This is a genomic window from Streptomyces blattellae, from assembly GCF_009709555.1.
Taxonomy (GTDB): Bacteria; Actinomycetota; Actinomycetes; order Streptomycetales; family Streptomycetaceae; genus Streptomyces; species Streptomyces blattellae.
Window position 1 is genome coordinate 74816 of sequence record NZ_WJBG01000215.1, and the last position, 16843, is coordinate 91658.

Below are 16843 nucleotides of genomic sequence, written 5' to 3' on the forward strand. Positions count from 1 at the left end.
GTTGATCGTCTTCCTATGCTCTACGGGCATGGAGCTCACGCAGGAAACCTCTGACCTGTCCGCCTACTTGGCCGCCAGCGACGCCATCGACCATGATCATCCGCGCGTACGGGCGACGGCTGCCCGCCTGGCCGAGAAGGCGCAGGACTCGTATGCCTATGCACGACTGGCGTTCGAGTTCGTGCGCGACGCCATCCCGCACTCGCAGGACTCCGGCGACCCGCGGGTCACCTGGCGCGCTTCCGACGTCCTGGAACAGGGCACGGGCATCTGCTACGCCAAGGCGCACGCTCTCGCGGCGCTGCTGCGGGCCGAGGACATCCCGACGGCGTTCTGCTATCAGCGGCTGTCGGACGGCGACGGTGACGGACATGTCGTGCACGGTCTGGTCGCCGTCCGGTTCAACGGCGCCTGGCATCGGCAGGACCCCAGGGGCAACAAGCCAGGCGTCGACGCCCAGTTCTCGCTCGACGGTGAGCGGCTGGCGTTCGCACCCGAGGTCAAGTCCAATGAGATGGACTATCCAGTGCTGTACGCCGAACCCCATCCGGTCGTGCTGAACACCCTCAAGGCGGCGCGTGACCGGCCGCATCTGTGGCAGACGCTGCCCACCGCACTCTGAGGAAGGGCCGCGCCGTAGCGGCGCACGGCCTTGTCAACGGACCCGGGGCCGGGGTGACCTGCCGCCGCTGGAACTGGCACCAGGGACCGCGCACCCGGCTCACCTAGGAGACCGTCTCGGCGGTCTTCCTGCTGGAGAGCATGGCCCGGCGCGGGGGCTGACCCTCCGCACTCACCGCGGCCGGGTCCCGGTCGGCCGGCGCAGCGCCCGCTGTCAGCGGGCCTCGGCCGCGCGGACCTCTTCCGGTGTCGGAGCCGTACCACCGAGGTGGGCCGGCATCCACCAGGTGTCCTGGGCGTCCCTGGGGCGTACGGGGTAGGCGCGCTGCGCGGCTTCGAGGAGGTCCTGTACGGCCTCGCGCAGCTGGCGTGTGATGGCACCGGCGTACTTGTCGCGGGAGGCCTCGATCGCCTCGCCGACCCGGATGGTGATCGGGGTGTGGCTGCGCTTGAAGTTCTTCGGGTGGCCCTTGGTCCACAGCCGCTGCGTACCCCACACGGCCATCGGGATCAGCGGTACGCCCGCCTCCTGGGCCAGCCGCGCCGCGCCCGACTTGAAGCTCTTGAGCGTGAACGACTGCGAGATCGTGGCCTCGGGGAACACCCCGACGATTTCGCCGGAGCGCAGTGAGTCGAGCGCGTGCTGGTACGCCGTCTCACCCTGCTTGCGGTCCACGGGGATGTGCTTCATCCCGCGCATCAGCGGACCGGAGATCTTGTGCCGGAACACGGACTCCTTCGCCATGAAGCGGACCAGCCGCTTCTGCGGCAGCGCCGCCAGGCCGTCGAAGATGAAGTCCAGATAGCTGATGTGATTGCTCACCAGCACGGCGCCGCCCGAGCGCGGAATGTTCTCCGACCCCTTGCAGTCGATCTTCAGGTCCCACGCCTTGAACAATGTGAGGGCGAGACCGACAACGGGACGGTAGACAAGCTCTGCCATGGACGGGGTGAACCCTTCCTCATCTGCCCGGGAAACGGCTCCCGGCGGGAAAGTTACGCAGCCGTAGGTTTACGGCATCTCGCAGATCGTGCCCCAAGAACGCACGGACAGCCAGTGTTGGTGCCGGAGAACGGCGAGATTCTCGTCACGTCGACCCCATGATCCACCTCGGGCTTTTACGCCGCCTTTACTGGGCACGTACCGTAATCCTCCACGCGACCAGCACATCTCGCGGCCCAGGCAGTACCCGAATGCAGCATTGGGCAAGGTGGCGGCGAGCGCCTGCGGAGTGCCGCGCCGGCGGCGGAACGGGAGAGCGCGGATGCGTGGGCGGGGCGAAGGAAAGCGGCTCGGCGCGGCCGAGTTGGGACAGGATCTCGGCGAGCGCGCCACCCTCGTGCAGTTCTCCAGCGCCTTCTGCGCACCCTGCCGGGCCACCCGGCGGGTCCTCGGTGAGGTCGCCCGGATGGTGCCCGGGGTGGCTCACGTCGAGGTCGACGCCGAGGCCCGGCTGGAGCTCGTGCGCCGGCTCGGCATCCTCAAGACCCCGACCGTGCTGGTCCTCGACGCCGACGGCCACGTGGTGCGGCGGGCAACCGGCCAACCACGCAAGGCGGATGTGATCGCGGCACTGGGCGAGGTGCTCGGAGCGAGGTGAGCCGATCTCCGTGATTCTCCCGGATGTCCGCTCGTGTACCACTCGGGGCGGTGCACCGCACTGTGGGACTGATCATGCTGCGGACTCTTCTGCGAGAGCGTCGACTTCCGGTTACGCTGCGTTGCAAAGGTCACAGTTCAAAGCGCTTGCTTAGTGGGCATGAACTGGATGTACTGACGAGTAATATTCGGTCGGAGCGCAGCCGCCCCGACCGGGATCGGCCGCTTGGGGCGCCTATGCTGCCTGCAAGTGGGCAGCAGAGAAATGTCGATGCAGTAGGAGAGCCGGCGTGAGCTTGAGGATCGTTGTCACCGTGAAGTACGTGCCTGACGCCACCGGCGACCGGCACTTCGCCGATGACCTGACCGTCGACCGGGACGATGTGGACGGTCTGCTCTCCGAACTCGACGAATACGCCGTCGAGCAGGCGCTGCAGATCGCCGAGGACGCCGACGACGCCGAGATCACCGTCCTGACCGTGGGCCCCGAGGACGCCAAGGACGCGCTCCGCAAGGCCCTTTCGATGGGCGCCGACAAGGCGATCCACGTCGAGGACGACGACCTGCACGGCACCGACGCCATGGGCACCTCGCTGGTGCTGGCCAGGGCGATCGAGAAGGCCGGCTTCGACCTGGTCATCTCCGGCATGGCCTCCACCGACGGCACCATGGGCGTCGTACCGGCGCTGCTCGCCGAGCGTCTGGGCGTCCCGCAGGTCACCCTGCTGTCCGAGGTCTCCGTCGAGGACGGCACCGTCACGGGCCGCCGTGACGGCGACGCCGCTTCCGAGACGCTTCAGGCCTCGCTGCCGGCCGTCGTGTCGGTCACCGACCAGTCGGGTGAGGCGCGTTACCCGTCCTTCAAGGGCATCATGGCGGCCAAGAAGAAGCCGGTGGAGTCCTGGGACCTGTCCGACCTGGACCTGGAGGCCGAGGAGGTCGGCCTGGAGGGTGCCTACACGGTCGTCGACTCCGCGGCCGAGCGTCCGGCCCGTACGGCAGGCACGATCGTCAAGGACGAGGGCGAGGGCGGCAAGCAGCTCGCTGAGTTCCTCGCGGGCCAGAAGTTCATCTGAGCCCGGATTCGCTGACCGCCCCTCATCTTTCGCAAGCAGGAGAGAAGAAGTCCCATGGCTGAAGTTCTCGTCTACGTCGACCACGTGGACGGTGCCGTCCGCAAGCCCACCCTGGAGCTGCTGACGCTGGCCCGCCGCGTCGGCGAGCCCGTCGCCGTCGCCCTGGGCGACGGCGCCGCCGACACCGCCGCCACGCTCGCCGAGTACGGCGCCGTGAAGGTCCTCACCCACGAGGCCGCCGAGTACGACGACTACCTGGTCGTTCCGAAGGTCGACGCCCTCCACGCCGCGGTCGAGGCCGTCTCCCCGGCCGCCGTGCTGGTCCCGTCCTCCGGCGAGGGCAAGGAGATCGCCGCCCGTCTGGCGCTGCGTATCGGCTCCGGCATCATCACCGACGCCGTCGACCTGGAGGCCGGCGACGAGGGCCCGGTGGCCACCCAGTCGGTGTTCGCCGCCTCCTTCAGCACCAAGTCCCGTGTCTCCAAGGGCACCCCGGTCATCACGGTCAAGCCCAACAGCGCGGCCGTGGAGGCCGCCCCGGCCGCCGGTGCGGTCGAGGCGTTCGCCGTGACCTTCTCCGAGAACGCCACCGGCACCAAGGTCACCGCCCGTGCGCCGCGTGAGTCGACCGGCCGTCCGGAGCTGACCGAGGCCGCGATCGTGGTCTCCGGTGGCCGTGGTGTGAACGGCGCGGAGAACTTCGGCCTCATCGAGGCGCTCGCCGACTCCCTCGGCGCGGCCGTCGGTGCCTCGCGTGCCGCCGTGGACGCCGGCTGGTACCCGCACACCAACCAGGTCGGCCAGACCGGTAAGTCGGTCTCGCCGCAGCTGTACATCGCCTCCGGCATCTCCGGTGCGATCCAGCACCGTGCCGGTATGCAGACCTCGAAGACGATCGTGGCGATCAACAAGGACGCCGAGGCCCCGATCTTCGACCTGGTCGACTACGGCGTGGTCGGCGACCTCTTCGACGTGGTCCCGCAGCTCACCGAGGAGATCAAGACCCGCAAGGGCTGATCCGCAGACGGCTGAACGAGGCCCCCGCGACCGTGCCGACGGTCGCGGGGGCCTCGGCTCATCCCAGGGTCAGTGACGCCTGCACCGGCAGGTGGTCGCTCGGGAACTGCCCGTTCATGGCGAAGGTGTTCATCGACGCGTGGTGCGTCGTCACCCCCGGCGTGGCCAGGATCCAGTCGATACGGTCGCCGTTCGGCGTCAGCGGCTGGTAGCTGTGGAAGGTCGCGTACAGCGGGCCCCGCTCGGCCGCCGTGTCCCAGGTATCGACCAGACCGGTGCCCAGCATGGTGTCGTAGACGACGTTCTTGTGGGCGACCGCGTTGAAGTCGCCGGTCACCACCAGTGGCAGGGAGCGGTCGAGGCCGGTGAGCCGCTGGGCGATGAGCGCGGCGGAGCGCTCGCGTGCGTACTGGCTCGCGTGGTCGAAGTGTGTATTGAGGACGCAGAACTCCCGTCCGCCGTCGCGCCGGTCGCGGAAGCGGACCCAGGTGACCATCCGGGCGAAGCCGGCACCCCAGGTGTTCGAGCCGATCACGTTCGGGGTGTCGGAAAGCCAGAAGTGGTCGTACTCGACGGGGGTGAGGCGCCGTCTGTCGTAGAAGACCGCCATGGACTCGTCCCGGCTGCCGTGCAGGCGGCCGGTGCCGATCCAGTCGTAGTGGCCGCCGAGATCGCTCCCGATGTCGAGCAACTGGTGGAAGATGCCCTCCTGGGTGCCGATGACGTGCGGGGACTCGCGGCGCAGCAGCGCGCGCATCACCGGTCTGCGGACGGTCCAGCTGTGGGGCTCGGTGGTGCTCGCGAAGCGGAGATTGAAGGACATGACCTTCAGCAGGCGCTTCCCAGGGCGGGGTTCCTCGGCCGAGGCGGACGGTCCGGACAGTGCTGTACTGGAGAGCGGAACGGCGACCGTCGCCGCTAACGAGGCCTTCAGGCCCAGGCGGCGCGTGACTCGGCTGTGGTGCGGCACGGGGGCTCCTTCGGTAGGGCTGCCGGACGAGTCGTGCGTACGGAAGTGTTCTACCGTCATGTGAGATGGGCGTGAACATGTTGAAAGCCCGGAGTGGACCGGTACGGAAGTGGTGTTGACCGGCGGGGAGGTCCCCGTATAACTTCGTTATACGGATTGTATATTCCGTATTGCGAAAATCAGGAGGGTATGGATGGGGCAAGGGCAGCAGGAGAAGGTGGCGACGAGCCTCGCGGGTGCCGTCAGCGAGGAGATCAGTGCCTCCCTCGCCCCGGTCGACGCCGAGCTGGAGCGCCGCTACCCCGGCGACCCCGGCACCCGCCAGCCCGTCCACACCGTCTACGTCCCCGGAGACGTCTTCGCCGCCGGCACCATCCGCTCCTGGGGCGACCAGGCCCTCGCCGCCCTCGACGAACACGCCCCGGACGCCGCCTCCTTCGCCTCCGTCCTCGGCCTCGCCGACGGCCTCGCCGAGCCCGTGTACGCGCGCGTGCGCGCCAAACTGGAACGCGAGCCCGTTGAAGACCTGCGCGTCGACTTCGAGGACGGCTACGGCCCGCGCCCGGACGCCGAGGAGGACGAGGCGGCGGCCCGCGCGGCCCGGCTGATCGCGGCGGCGTTCGAGAACGGCACGGCGGCGCCGTACATGGGCATCCGCATGAAGTGCATGGAGGCGCCGGTCCGCGACCGGGGCATCCGCACCCTCGACATCTTCCTGACCGGCCTCATGGAGGCGGGCGGGCTGCCCGGCGGGCTGGTCCTGACGCTGCCCAAGGTGACCTACGCCGAGCAGGTCACCGCCATGGTGCGGCTCCTGGAGGCCTTCGAGGAGGCGCGCGGTCTCCAGCCCGGCCGGATCGGCTTCGAGATACAGATCGAGACCAGCCAGTCCATCCTCGCCGCCGACGGCACCGCCACCGTCGCCCGCATGATCCAGGCCGCCGAGGGCCGCGCGACCGGACTGCACTACGGCACCTTCGACTACAGCGCCTGCCTCGGCGTCTCCGCCGCCCACCAGGCCGGCGACCACCCGGCCGCCGACCACGCCAAGGCGATCATGCAGGTCGCGGCGGCGGGCACGGGCGTACGCGTGTCGGACGGCTCCACCAACGTCCTCCCGGTCGGTACGACCGAGAAGGTCCACGACGCCTGGCGACTGCACTACGGCCTCACCCGGCGCGCGCTGGCCCGCGCCTACTACCAGGGCTGGGACATGCACCCCGGGCACATCCCGACCCGGTACGCGGCCGTCTTCGCCTTCTACCGCGAGGGCTTCGAGCAGGCCGCGGCCCGCCTCACCCGGTACGCCAACCGGGCCGGTGGCGACGTCATGGACGAGCCGGCCACCGCCAAGGCCCTCAGCGGCTATCTGCTGCGCGGTCTGGACTGCGGTGCGCTCGACATCACCGAGATCGCCCGCGCGACCGGGCTGACCCGGGCAGACCTGGAGGGCTTCGCGGCGCCCAGGCGCGCTGATCTGACGGCCTCCGCCATGTGATCTCCGCCATGTGATCTCTGCCAAGTGATCTCTGCCAAGTGACGAAGCGGCGGAGCTGTCACAGCCGAGGTCTCCCGGCCGCGTTGTCAGTGGCGCCCCGTAATGTGAGCAGCACGCATCGGACGTGTCACGGGAGAGGGGCAGCGGTGTCTTCGGGGGAGTACGGACAGGCGGAGGGACCGGTCGGCTGTCGGCCGGGCGCCATCGCGACGTGGCGCAGCCGGGCGCGGCGGTACGGGCGTGGTTGGGAGAGCCGTCACTCGCCGACCTCACTCGCCGATCTCCGAGTACGGATACGGCGCGAGGCCCGCGCCGCGGCCCGGGTGCGCCATCCCCGAGTCAACGGCTGGTGGGCCAAGACGGACGACGACAGCGGCAACGCGAACGTCCGCGTCAGCGACGTCTACATCAAGGGCGGCGGCGACGTCGCGCCGGTCCCCGGCCTCCCGGCCTGCTGTACCGGCAGATACCGCTCCAGCCCCGAGGCCGTCACCAGCTTCTCCTCGCCGAGCAGCCGCGTCCCCGCCGCGCACAGCCGCCCGTCGGCACGCGCGCGCGTGCAGAAGTCCTCGGGCGTGACGCCGAACAGCTCCCTCAACCGCGCCGATCCCGTGAGGAGTTCGGTGAGCAGGGGCCGCTGCCCCGGGTGGGTGCGGGGCACGCCGGTGCCGTCGTGCAGGACGCCGCGGCGATTGACGTAGACGTACGCGCCGGGCAGCGCGGTGCCGTCGGTTAACTCCACCAGTACCTCCGTCGCGGGCAGCCAGGCACGGCCGTAGTTGCCGTCCCTCAGCGGCACGCCCTCGCTCGCGTCGACCACCGCGAGCTGCTCGGCATCCAGCCAGGTGACGAACAACTCCCGTACCCGACCCGGCGCTTCGAACGGCGACGCGGAGACGTACCCCATGCGGCTCACATGTGCGGAGACGCCGACCTCGACGCCCGTGACCCGGGCCTTCACCATCGGCACGGTGGAGGCGATCTGGGCCTCGGCCATCTTGTGCCGCAGTTGGGCCGGGGAGGCGTTGGAGCCGACCGCGAGGACGGGCACGCGGTCCTCGTGCACCAGACGGTCGAGCGGCAGCAGCCGGTCACCGTCCAGGAGGCCGGACTCGGTCGGCCACACGCCGGGGTAGAGCAGCGGATGATCGCGCGGAGCCTCGGCCAGGCCCAGCGACTCCAGGGTGCGGTCCTCCACGGGTACCCTCAGTCCGTGGGCGGCAGTTCGCCCGAGCCGCGGGTGATCAGCCGGGTCGGGAGCTCGATGCGCTCCGGGACGACCAGGGAGCCGTCCAGCTGGCGGAAGAGGCGCTCGGCCGCGGTACGGCCGAGGGCGGCGGCGTCCTGGGCGATGACGGTGACGCCCGGCTGCAGCAGATCGGCCAGCTCGATGTCGTCGAATCCGACCAGTGCGATCCGGCGGGACTGCTCGGCGAGCACCCGGATCACGGTGACGGTCACCCGGTTGTTGCCCGCGAAGACCGCGGTGACGGGTGAGGGGCCGGAGAGCATCTCCTCGGCCGCGCGGCGCACCCGCTCGGGGTCGGTCACGCCCAGCGACATCCAGGTCTCCTCGACCGGTATGCCCGCGTCCTCCATGGCCGCCCGGTAGCCGCGCAGCCGCTCGGCGGCCGTGTGGATGCGGGGCATGTCGCCGATGAATCCGATCCGCCGGTGCCCATGGGCGATGAGGTGGGCCACACCGTCGCGGGCACCGCCGTAGCTGTCCGACAGCACCACGTCGGCGTCGATCTTCCCGGCCGGACGGTCCACGAACACGGTGGCCACGCCCGCCCTCAGCTCGGGCTCCAGATAGCGGTGGTCGTCCCCGGCCGGGATGACCACCAGCCCGTCCACCCGCCGTGCGCACAGCGCCAGCACCAGCTCCTGCTCACGGTCCGGGTCCTCCGCGCTGGAGCCGTTGATGAGCAGCGCGCCGTGCGCACGGGCCACCTCCTCCACCGCGCGGCTGAGCGGCCCGTAGAACGGGTCCGCGAGGTCCTCCAGGACCAGGCCGATGCTGGCCGTACGGCCCTTGCGCAGGACCCGTGCGCTGTCGTTGCGGCGGAAGCCCAGCGCGTCGATGGCTTCCTGGACCCGCTGCTCCGTCTCGGGGGTGACCCCCGGTTCCCCGTTGACCACGCGCGAGACGGTCTTGAGTCCGACTCCCGCACGCGCCGCCACGTCCTTCATGGTCGGACGATTGCCGTAGCGGCTCCCGGACAGACGGTCTGCGAGGCGATCTGCACGGCGGCTGGTGTCGGGCACGGTGCGGTGTCCTGTCCTGTCGTCCACGGGGATGCGTCGGGCCATGGGTATGTATGAGGATGTGGCGTCGAGCATAGAGCCTGGACAACGTTGTCAGATGCGGGAGACACTGTCCATCGCAATCTCCGGTCTGCGCCCCACCGTGAGACCGGCCCGCCTTTTTCCCGTGATTGACGGGGAGAACCGATCCTTGACCGGGAGATCAGACACAGATGCACACCGACCTCGTGGCTGCGCTCGACATCGGCGGCACCAAGATCGCCGGAGCGCTGGTGGACGGCCGCGGCAGCATCGTGGCGCGTGCGCAGCGCGCGACCCCGGCACAGGAGGACGGCGACACCGTGATGCGGGCCGTCGAGGAGGTGCTCGGCGAACTGGCCGCGCACGAACTGTGGGGACGGGCCGGCGCCCTCGGCATCGGCAGCGCGGGCCCGGTGGACGCCTCCGCGGGCACGGTGAGCCCGGTGAACGTGCCCGGCTGGCGCGACTATCCGCTCGTACGGCGGGTGCGGGCCGCCGCCGGAGGGCTGCCCGTCGAGCTGATCGGCGACGGGGTGGCGATCACGGCTGCCGAGCACTGGCAGGGCGCCGCCCGCGGCCACGACAACGCGCTGTGCATGGTCGTCTCCACGGGCGTCGGCGGCGGCCTGGTCCTGGGCGGCCGACTGCACCCCGGGCCGACCGGCAACGCGGGCCACATCGGGCACATCAGCGTGGAACTCGACGGTGACGACTGCCCGTGCGGCTCGCGCGGCTGCGTGGAGCGCATCGCGAGCGGCCCGAACATCGCGCGGCGCGCGCTCGACGACGGCTGGCGTCCGGGCCCCGACGGTGACACGTCCGCCGCCGCGGTGGCCGCCGCCGCCCGCGAGGGCGACCCCGTCGCCGTGGCCTCCTTCGAACGAGCCGCCCAGGCCCTGGCCGCCGGGATCGCGGCCACCGCGACTCTCGTCGAGATCGACATCGCCGTCATCGGCGGTGGCGTCGGCAAGGCGGGCGATGTGCTCTTCACGCCGCTGCGCAAGGCGCTGAGCGACTACGCGACGCTGTCCTTCGTGCAGCGCCTGGCCGTGGTGCCGGCGCAGATGGGGACGGACGCGGGACTGGTGGGCGCCGCCGCTGCCGCGCTCGCCAAGCGGTCGGACGCGGCAGCGGCGGGGGTCTGAGGCGGGGCCTCGGCGGGAACGCCGGGGGTAGCGGTGACTCGCCTTGAGGGGCAGGTCGTACGACCCTGTAGGCGTCCCTGGGGCGGTGACGGACCCACTTGGTGCGGGGCGCGCGGCCGGTCGGCGGCGGGCTGTGCTCACGTATCCCAGAAGCGGCGTGCGAGGTCGCGCAGCGAGGCTGCCGCATCCGCCGCCTGGTTCCGCGGGATCGTGGAGCCCGCCATGGCGCCCAGGCGCTCGATCTCCTCGGCGAGGCGCAGGTGTTCGCGAGCGGCGTGTTCGCGGCAGGGCAGGCAGGTGACGCGCTCCGGGCGCGAGGAGGTCATCGCGTACGGCACGCGCAGGCCGCAGCCGGTGGTGACGGTGCTCGGAAGGTCGCCGGCGAGAGCGAACGCGGACGCCAGGATGTTGCGCGTGGCGGCGGTGTCGCGCAGCGCCTTCGCGTCGACGTGGATGTGTCGGTCCTGCTCGCTCATCCGCCCTCCCCGGCGTGGCCTGCCACAGCAGAGCATGCCAGGTGGGCAGGGATGCCATCCGTTCCGGTTCCCTCGGGAAGAGGTGCGTGACCCCGGCCCGGTCCGCGCAGTTGAGCGGGGCATGAAGAAGCGCAGCATGCTCGCCATCGCCTCCCTCGCCACCGGTTTCGTCGTCGCGGCCGTGTCGCCGTCCCACGCCCACGGGGACGATCCGGCCGCGCCCACCGGTCCCACTGCCCCCGACGGTTCCGCTGCCCCCCACGACTCGGCCGTTCTCCACGGTCCGGCCGTGCTGCACGGTCCGGCTGTTCTCGGCGGAAGCCCGGCTGTGGTCCACAGTCCGGCGGTTGTCGACGTCGACGAGACCGTGGGCACCGTCGACCCGTTCCTCGCCAGGGAGTTCCGTATGGCGCTGGACGACACCCCGCACGGGCAGAAGGGCAAGGGCAAGATCGGCTGACGAGGCCGACGGCCGGAGCGCGGCGCCGGTGTCCCCGCTGTCGGGGCCACCGGCGTCCTGCGTCTGTGCGCCCTCAACGAGGGCTGGTTTTGGTGGCAGGGTGGAGCGGGCAAGCCACAGGGGGCCAACAGAAGAGGGGGAACCGTGATCGTCTGGATCAACGGTGCGTTCGGTGCGGGGAAGACCACCACCGCACGGGAACTGATCGACCTGATCCCGAACAGCACGCTCTTCGACCCTGAGGTCATCGGCGGAGCGCTCACCCACCTGCTCCCGCCCAAGCACCTCGCCGAGGTCGGCGACTACCAGGATCTGCCGATCTGGCGGCGGCTGGTGATCGACACTGCGGCCGCGCTGCTCGCCGAACTCGGCGGCACGCTGGTGGTCCCGATGACCCTGCTGCGCCAGGACTACCGCGACGAGATCTTCGGCGGACTCGCCGCACGCCGGATCAGTGTCCGGCATGTCCTCCTCGCCCCGGCGGAAACGATCCTGCGTGAGCGAATAGCCGGGCGGGAGCTCCCGCCCGACCTGCCCGACGGCGAGATGCGCGTACGGCAGTGGTCGTACGACCATATAGAGCCGTACCGCGCCGCCCTCGCGTCCTGGCTCACCGCCGACGCCCACCCCGTCGACACCAGCGCCCTCACCCCGTACGAGACCGCCGTCCGCATCGTCGACGCGGTCAGCAGTGGGAGCGTTCCGGTATGTGACATAGTACAAACCCCGGAGCCCACCGCCGAGACGATCGCCGCCGGTGTCCTCCTCTTCGACGAGCACGACCGGGTGCTGCTGGTCGACCCGACCTACAAGGCCGGCTGGGAGTTCCCGGGCGGCGTCGTCGAACCCGGTGAGGCGCCCGCGCGCGCGGGCATGCGCGAGGTCACCGAGGAGACCGGGATACGGCTCGACGACGTACCCCGTCTCCTCGTCGTGGACTGGGAACCCCCCGCCCCGCCCGGCTTCGGCGGCCTGCGCCTCCTCTACGACGGCGGGCACCTCGACTCCACCGAGGCCCACCGGCTCCTGCTGCCCGGCCCCGAACTGCGGGACTGGCGCTTCGCCACCGAGGCGGAGGCCGCCGACCTGCTCCCACCCGTCCGCTACGAGCGGCTCCGGTGGGCACTGCGGGCACGGGAACGCGGGGCCGCGCTGTATCTGGAGGCGGGGATTCCGACGCCGTGACCTCGCCTGGTCACGGGCGCGGGGTGAGCGCGGTGCGGAGCGCCTCGTACGGATACGGCGTCTGACGGCTCTCGTCCCGGAGCCGTCGGATGAAGCCCGCCATCACCGAGGCCGTCCGGGCATGCCGGGTCACGACGCTCGCCGCGACGGGCGGCAGCCCGGCCGGTGGCGCCCCCTCGGCACACGCGCGCATGAAGGCGTCGCGCTCCTCGCTGTCGCAGCCCCGCAGGGTGGTGACGAGCCAGTTCGCGAGATACCCGGTGGCATACGCGCGGTCGTAGTCACGGTGCCGGTCGTGGAAGTCCCTCTCCTCAGTGGTCAGCCGGAAGCGGGAGGAGAGGGCGAGGCCGTAGTCGGTGAGATAGAGGCGGTGGCCGTCGGTGAGGATGTTGCCGAAGTGGGTGTCCAGGTGGAGGAGTGCGTGGTCGCGGAGGAAGGCGACGACGGCATCGAGTTCGCTCTCCACGAAGGCGCAGGCCGTGTCGTCCGTGGTGAGTTGCCCGGTGAGCCAGTCGTGCAGGGTGTAGGGCACGTACTCCAGGAACAGGGCCAGGCTCGCGGAAGCGGACCGCAGCGCCTCGATCCGCGCCCGCACCTGCTCGGCGCCTCCCCAGTAGGCGACGGTCCGCTCCACGTCGGCCAGTTCCTTCGGGAGCGGCTGGACCTCGTCGGGCAGCACCCGCCAGTGGTGCAGCAGCGGGAACCCGGGGAACCGGCCCGTCAGCACCCAGTTCGTCGTCATCTCGTGGGCGGCCAGCTCACGCCAGGCCCCGCCACCCGGGCCGCCGATGTTGTACCTGCAGAACGCCGGCAGCCCGAAGAGGTTCGCCGTGGAGCGGACGTTCGCCGGACGCAGCTCCAGGTCCGTGACGGGTACCCGCTTCACGAACACGCGGTGCCCGTCCACCTCCGCGACCGCGCCGCGCCCGCCGATACCGGTGGTGACGGAGGCGCTCGCCGCCACCAGCTCGGCCAGTTCGTGGTCGCTGAGGAGAGCGAGACAGGTCGCGATGTCGCCGTGCGCGTCGAGGCGTGCCGTGGGGGACATGTCCCGGCGGCTCAGCTGCCCGCGTAGTTGCGCAGGAACAGGGCCTCGGCGACCGAGAGCCGCTCCAGTTCCTGCGGGGACACGCTCTCGTTCACCGCGTGGATCTGGGCCTCCGGCTCGCTCAGGCCGATGAGCAGGATCTCGGCGGCCGGGTAGAGGGCGGCGAGGGTGTTGCAGAGCGGGATGGAGCCGCCCTGGCCGGCGTACTGCATGTCCTGGCCCGGGTAGGCCACCGCCATCGCGTCCGCCATCGCCTGGTACGCCGGGCTGCTCGTGTCGGCGCGGAAAGCCTGGCCCTGGCCGATCTGCTCGGAGTGCACCCGGGCGCCCCACGGCGTGTGGGCCTCCAGGTGGGCCTGCAGGAGCTTGGTCGCCTCGGCCGCGTCCACGCCCGGCGGCACCCGCAGGCTGATCAGCGCGCGGGCGCTCGCCTGCACGGACGGGGTGGCGCCGACGACGGGCGGGCAGTCGATGCCGAGGACGGTGACGGCGGGGCGGGCCCAGATGCGGTCGGCGACCGTGCCGGAGCCGATCAGCTCTACGCCGTCCAGGACCTTGGCGTCCGTGCGGAACTGCGCCTCGTCGTAACTCAGCCCGTCCCACGACGTCCCGTCGGTGAGCCCGTCGACCGTCGTGGAACCGTCCTGCGCCCGCAGCGAGTCCAGTACGCGGATCAGCGCGCCCAGCGCGTCGGGCGCGGCGCCGCCGAACTGGCCCGAGTGCAGGTTGCCTTCGAGCGTGTCGATCCGGACCCGGACGAGGGTCATACCGCGCAGGGTGGAGGTGACCGTCGGCAGGCCGACGCGGAAGTTGCCCGCGTCGCCGATGACGATGGCGTCGGCCTCCAGGAGGTCCGGATGCTCCTCGGCGTACCGCTCCAGACCGCCGGTGCCCATCTCCTCGGAGCCCTCGGCTATCACCTTGACGTGCACCGGCACGCCGCCGTTCGCCTTCAGGGCGCGCAGCGCGAGCAGGTGCATGATCACGCCGCCCTTGCAGTCGGCGGCACCGCGCCCGTACCAGCGGCCGTCACGCTCGGTCAGTTCGAAGGGCGGGGTGGTCCACGCGGCCTCGTCGAGCGGCGGCTGCACGTCGTAGTGGGCGTACAGCAGGACCGTCTTCGCGCCCTCGGGGCCGGGCAGATACCCGTACACGGACTGTGTGCCGTCGGGGGTGTCGAGCAGGGCCACGTCCTGGAAGCCCTCGGCGCGCAGCGCGTCGGCGACCCAGTTCGCGGCGCCCTCGCTCTCGCTCCGCGGGAACTGGCCGAAGTCCGCCACCGATTTGAACGCCACCAGTTCGGTGAGCTCCGCCCGCGCCCCGGGCATCAGCGAGGCGACGGTCTCGGCGACCGGATTCGACGACATGGGCACGCTCCTTGTGGGTGCGACGTTGTGACGAGTAAGTGCTGTGATCCTCCCACAGCGGCCTTCGGCGACGGCCGCCGTAGGATGCGGGAGACAGGTGCGGCAGCGGCTTGATCGGGAGCAGTAGACCATCGTGAGCAGCGAGAACTCTTCGGCGGACGGCGTGCAGCGGGTGTGGGACGTCGTCGTGGTGGGTGCGGGACCCGCAGGGGCCTCGGCCGCGTATGCGGCGGCGGTGGCGGGGCGCCGCGTCCTGTTGCTGGAGAAGGCCGAACTGCCGCGCTACAAGACATGCGGCGGCGGCATCATCGGCCCCTCGCGCGACTCCCTGCCGCCCGGCTTCGAACTGCCGCTGCGGGACCGGGTGCACGCGGTCACGTTCTCCAACAACGGGCGCTTCACGCGCACGCGCCGCTCCCGGCAGATGCTGTTCGGCCTGATCAACCGGCCCGAGTTCGACCAGCAACTCGTCGAGCACGCCCAGAAGGCGGGCGCCGACCTGCGTACGGGCGTCACGGTGGCGCGGGTCGAGCAGCACGGGTCGGCGGTGCCGGACCGGCGGACTGTCGCCGTCGTCCTGCAGGGCGGCGAGACACTGCTCGCGCGGGCCGTGGTGGGCGCCGACGGCAGCGCCAGCCGGATAGGGGCGCACGTCGGCGTGAAGCTCGACCAGGTCGATCTGGGCCTGGAAGCGGAGATCCCGGTGCCGCGGACCGTCGCCGAGGACTGGAAGGGGCGGGTGCTCATCGACTGGGGGCCCCTGCCCGGCAGTTACGGCTGGGTGTTTCCCAAGGGGGACACACTGACGGTCGGGGTCATCTCGGCGCGGGGCGAGGGAGCGGCGACGAAGCGGTATCTGGAGGACTTCGTCGGCCGGCTCGGGCTCGCCGGGTTCGAACCCAGCGTCTCCTCCGGCCACTTGACGCGCTGCCGCGCCGCCGACTCGCCGCTGTCGCGGGGGCGGGTGCTGGTGTGCGGGGATGCGGCGGGGCTGCTTGAGCCGTGGACGCGCGAGGGCATCTCGTTCGCGCTGCGGTCGGGGCGGCTCGCGGGGGAGTGGGCGGTGCGGATCGCCGAGGCGAACGACGCGGTGGACACCCGGCGCCAGGCCCTGAACTACGCCTTCGCCATCAAGGCGGGGCTGGGCGTGGAGATGGCCGTCGGCAAGCGGATGCTGACCCTGTTCGAGCGCCGCCCCGGGCTCTTCCATGCGGCGCTGACCGGCTTCCGGCCCGCCTGGAAGGCATTCACGGACATCACGCGCGGTGTGACGTCGCTGGGCGAGCTCGTCCGCTCCCATCCGATGGCCCAGCGCGCCCTGACCGCGCTGGACCGCCGGCCGGTGGGCGGCGAGGCCGGTGATGCCGGGGAGGCGGGCGAGGTCAGCTCTCGACCGTGATCCGGAACACCGGGTGGTCGGGGGCGATGCGCCGCAGCTCCTCGTCGGAGGAGCCGGGGCCGACGCCCTTGAAGAACACGCCGACCTCGGCCTTCCATCGCTTGAGGTAGGCACGCAGCAGCGGGGGCTTGTCGTCGTCGGCGACCTCGGTCGCGGTGAACGTCTCCACCTTCTTGCCGAGCCGCAGCTCACCGCCGCCCGCGGCCCGCATGTTGTGCGTCCACACGTCAGCCGCACGATGGTGAGGCTGGACGCCCCGGGACCGCGCCCAACTCGACGTGCCGGCCTACGAGTCGGGGCTGGTGCGGCCGGGCCGGCTGGGCTGAGGCGGCTGCCGGAAGCGGAGCAGCACGCTGACGACACGGGCGGCGAAGAGCGCCGGCGCGAGCACGAGCCCGGTGCGCAGCAGCAACGTCTCCATGGTGTCGGGCAGTTCGAAGAGCAGTGCCGGACCCGCGACGGCCGCGAACACGACGGCCGCCGCGAACGCCGCGCTGCACAGGGCGTATCCGATCTCGACGGTGATCGCGTCCCGCCGGGCCTGGTCGCGCCGTCCCCCGTATCCGGTCACCCGCGCAGTCTCACAGGCGTGCGCCCGGCGGAGCAAGCAGGCTCCGCCGGGCGCACGCGTGGAGGCGTTCCCCTCGGCAGATCGGCCGAAGTCGGCTACGGTTCGGCAGCGCCCCAAAGGG

At 71.2% G+C, this 16843-nt stretch carries 17 protein-coding genes and 2 pseudogenes; 10 read left to right on the forward strand and 9 right to left on the reverse strand.

Annotation, left to right across the window (positions count from 1 at the left end; all coding sequences use genetic code 11):
- Nucleotides 1–28 precede the first annotated feature (28 nt).
- A complete protein-coding gene (locus GFH49_RS30045) occupies nt 29–622 on the forward strand; it encodes a transglutaminase domain-containing protein (protein ID WP_155059202.1) in 594 nt (197 codons plus the stop codon).
- Between the two features lie 213 nt (nt 623–835).
- Here the strand turns inward: GFH49_RS30045 and GFH49_RS30050 are convergent, their stop codons facing one another.
- Entirely contained in the window at nt 836–1564 is a 729-nt protein-coding gene (locus GFH49_RS30050; protein WP_155059203.1) for a lysophospholipid acyltransferase family protein, read from the reverse strand.
- Nucleotides 1565–1886: 322 nt separating this feature from the next.
- Here GFH49_RS30050 and GFH49_RS30055 point away from each other — a divergent pair, with 322 nt between their 5' ends.
- The 3 genes from GFH49_RS30055 to GFH49_RS30065 all read left to right on the forward strand — a co-directional run bounded on the left by GFH49_RS30055 (nt 1887) and on the right by GFH49_RS30065 (nt 4314).
- Complete coding sequence (locus GFH49_RS30055; protein ID WP_155059204.1) at nt 1887–2222, forward strand: TlpA family protein disulfide reductase; 336 nt, start codon at nt 1887–1889, stop codon at nt 2220–2222.
- A 289-nt stretch (nt 2223–2511) separates the two neighbouring features.
- A complete protein-coding gene (locus tag GFH49_RS30060) occupies nt 2512–3297 on the forward strand; it encodes an electron transfer flavoprotein subunit beta/FixA family protein (protein ID WP_155059205.1) in 786 nt (261 codons plus the stop codon).
- Between the two features lie 54 nt (nt 3298–3351).
- A complete protein-coding gene (locus GFH49_RS30065; protein ID WP_155059206.1) occupies nt 3352–4314 on the forward strand; it encodes an electron transfer flavoprotein subunit alpha/FixB family protein in 963 nt (320 codons plus the stop codon).
- Between the two features lie 58 nt (nt 4315–4372).
- Here GFH49_RS30065 and GFH49_RS30070 read toward each other — a convergent pair whose 3' ends face one another.
- Complete coding sequence (locus GFH49_RS30070) at nt 4373–5284, reverse strand: endonuclease/exonuclease/phosphatase family protein (protein ID WP_155059207.1); 912 nt, start codon at nt 5282–5284, stop codon at nt 4373–4375.
- A gap of 193 nt (nt 5285–5477) precedes the next feature.
- Between GFH49_RS30070 and GFH49_RS30075 the strand changes: the two genes are divergently transcribed.
- On the forward strand, nt 5478–6782 hold the full coding sequence (locus tag GFH49_RS30075) for a DUF6986 family protein (protein ID WP_155059208.1): 1305 nt from the start codon (nt 5478–5480) through the stop codon (nt 6780–6782).
- Between the two features lie 403 nt (nt 6783–7185).
- Here GFH49_RS30075 and GFH49_RS30080 read toward each other — a convergent pair whose 3' ends face one another.
- Together GFH49_RS30080 and GFH49_RS30085 are read right to left on the reverse strand one after the other, a co-directional pair.
- The gene (locus tag GFH49_RS30080; protein WP_155059209.1) at nt 7186–7980 is read right to left on the reverse strand and encodes a hypothetical protein; all 795 of its coding nucleotides are present in this window, start codon (nt 7978–7980) and stop codon (nt 7186–7188) included.
- A gap of 8 nt (nt 7981–7988) precedes the next feature.
- A complete protein-coding gene (locus GFH49_RS30085) occupies nt 7989–9095 on the reverse strand; it encodes a LacI family DNA-binding transcriptional regulator (protein WP_196218166.1) in 1107 nt (368 codons plus the stop codon).
- A 167-nt stretch (nt 9096–9262) separates the two neighbouring features.
- On the opposite strand from GFH49_RS30085, the gene GFH49_RS30090 reads away from it, so the two are divergent.
- Nucleotides 9263–10216: an ROK family protein gene (locus GFH49_RS30090; RefSeq protein ID WP_155059210.1), complete on the forward strand. Its 954-nt coding sequence runs from the start codon at nt 9263–9265 to the stop codon at nt 10214–10216.
- 137 nt (nt 10217–10353) lie between these two features.
- On the opposite strand, the gene GFH49_RS30095 is transcribed toward GFH49_RS30090, so the two are convergent.
- Entirely contained in the window at nt 10354–10692 is a 339-nt protein-coding gene (locus GFH49_RS30095) for a hypothetical protein (RefSeq protein ID WP_155059211.1), read from the reverse strand.
- 121 nt (nt 10693–10813) lie between these two features.
- On the opposite strand from GFH49_RS30095, the gene GFH49_RS30100 reads away from it, so the two are divergent.
- Complete coding sequence (locus tag GFH49_RS30100) at nt 10814–11152, forward strand: hypothetical protein (protein WP_155059212.1); 339 nt, start codon at nt 10814–10816, stop codon at nt 11150–11152.
- A gap of 144 nt (nt 11153–11296) precedes the next feature.
- Nucleotides 11297–12337 (forward strand): NUDIX hydrolase, encoded by a 1041-nt coding sequence (locus tag GFH49_RS30105; protein WP_155059213.1) that lies wholly within the window; start codon nt 11297–11299, stop codon nt 12335–12337.
- 10 nt (nt 12338–12347) lie between these two features.
- Here the strand turns inward: GFH49_RS30105 and GFH49_RS30110 are convergent, their stop codons facing one another.
- Together GFH49_RS30110 and GFH49_RS30115 are read right to left on the reverse strand one after the other, a co-directional pair.
- The gene (locus GFH49_RS30110) at nt 12348–13385 is read right to left on the reverse strand and encodes a protein kinase family protein (RefSeq protein ID WP_155059214.1); all 1038 of its coding nucleotides are present in this window, start codon (nt 13383–13385) and stop codon (nt 12348–12350) included.
- Between the two features lie 11 nt (nt 13386–13396).
- On the reverse strand, nt 13397–14752 hold the full coding sequence (locus tag GFH49_RS30115; protein WP_155059215.1) for a dipeptidase: 1356 nt from the start codon (nt 14750–14752) through the stop codon (nt 13397–13399).
- Nucleotides 14753–14885: 133 nt separating this feature from the next.
- Here GFH49_RS30115 and GFH49_RS30120 point away from each other — a divergent pair, with 133 nt between their 5' ends.
- Nucleotides 14886–16151, forward strand: a complete 1266-nt coding sequence (locus GFH49_RS30120; RefSeq protein ID WP_155059216.1) for a geranylgeranyl reductase family protein — start codon at nt 14886–14888, stop codon at nt 16149–16151.
- Here the strand turns inward: GFH49_RS30120 and GFH49_RS30125 are convergent.
- Nucleotides 16135–16374 (reverse strand): annotated as a pseudogene (locus GFH49_RS30125) (PNPOx family protein); the annotation flags it as partial. The gene GFH49_RS30120 and the pseudogene GFH49_RS30125 sit on opposite strands and share 17 nt — an antisense overlap.
- Here GFH49_RS30125 and GFH49_RS30130 point away from each other — a divergent pair.
- Nucleotides 16372–16477 (forward strand): annotated as a pseudogene (locus GFH49_RS30130) (DNA-binding response regulator); the annotation flags it as partial. The pseudogenes GFH49_RS30125 and GFH49_RS30130 overlap by 3 nt on opposite strands.
- Here GFH49_RS30130 and GFH49_RS30135 read toward each other — a convergent pair.
- Nucleotides 16438–16722, reverse strand: a complete 285-nt coding sequence (locus tag GFH49_RS30135; protein ID WP_155059217.1) for a DUF6332 family protein — start codon at nt 16720–16722, stop codon at nt 16438–16440. The pseudogene GFH49_RS30130 and the gene GFH49_RS30135 sit on opposite strands and share 40 nt — an antisense overlap.
- Nucleotides 16723–16843 lie beyond the last annotated feature (121 nt).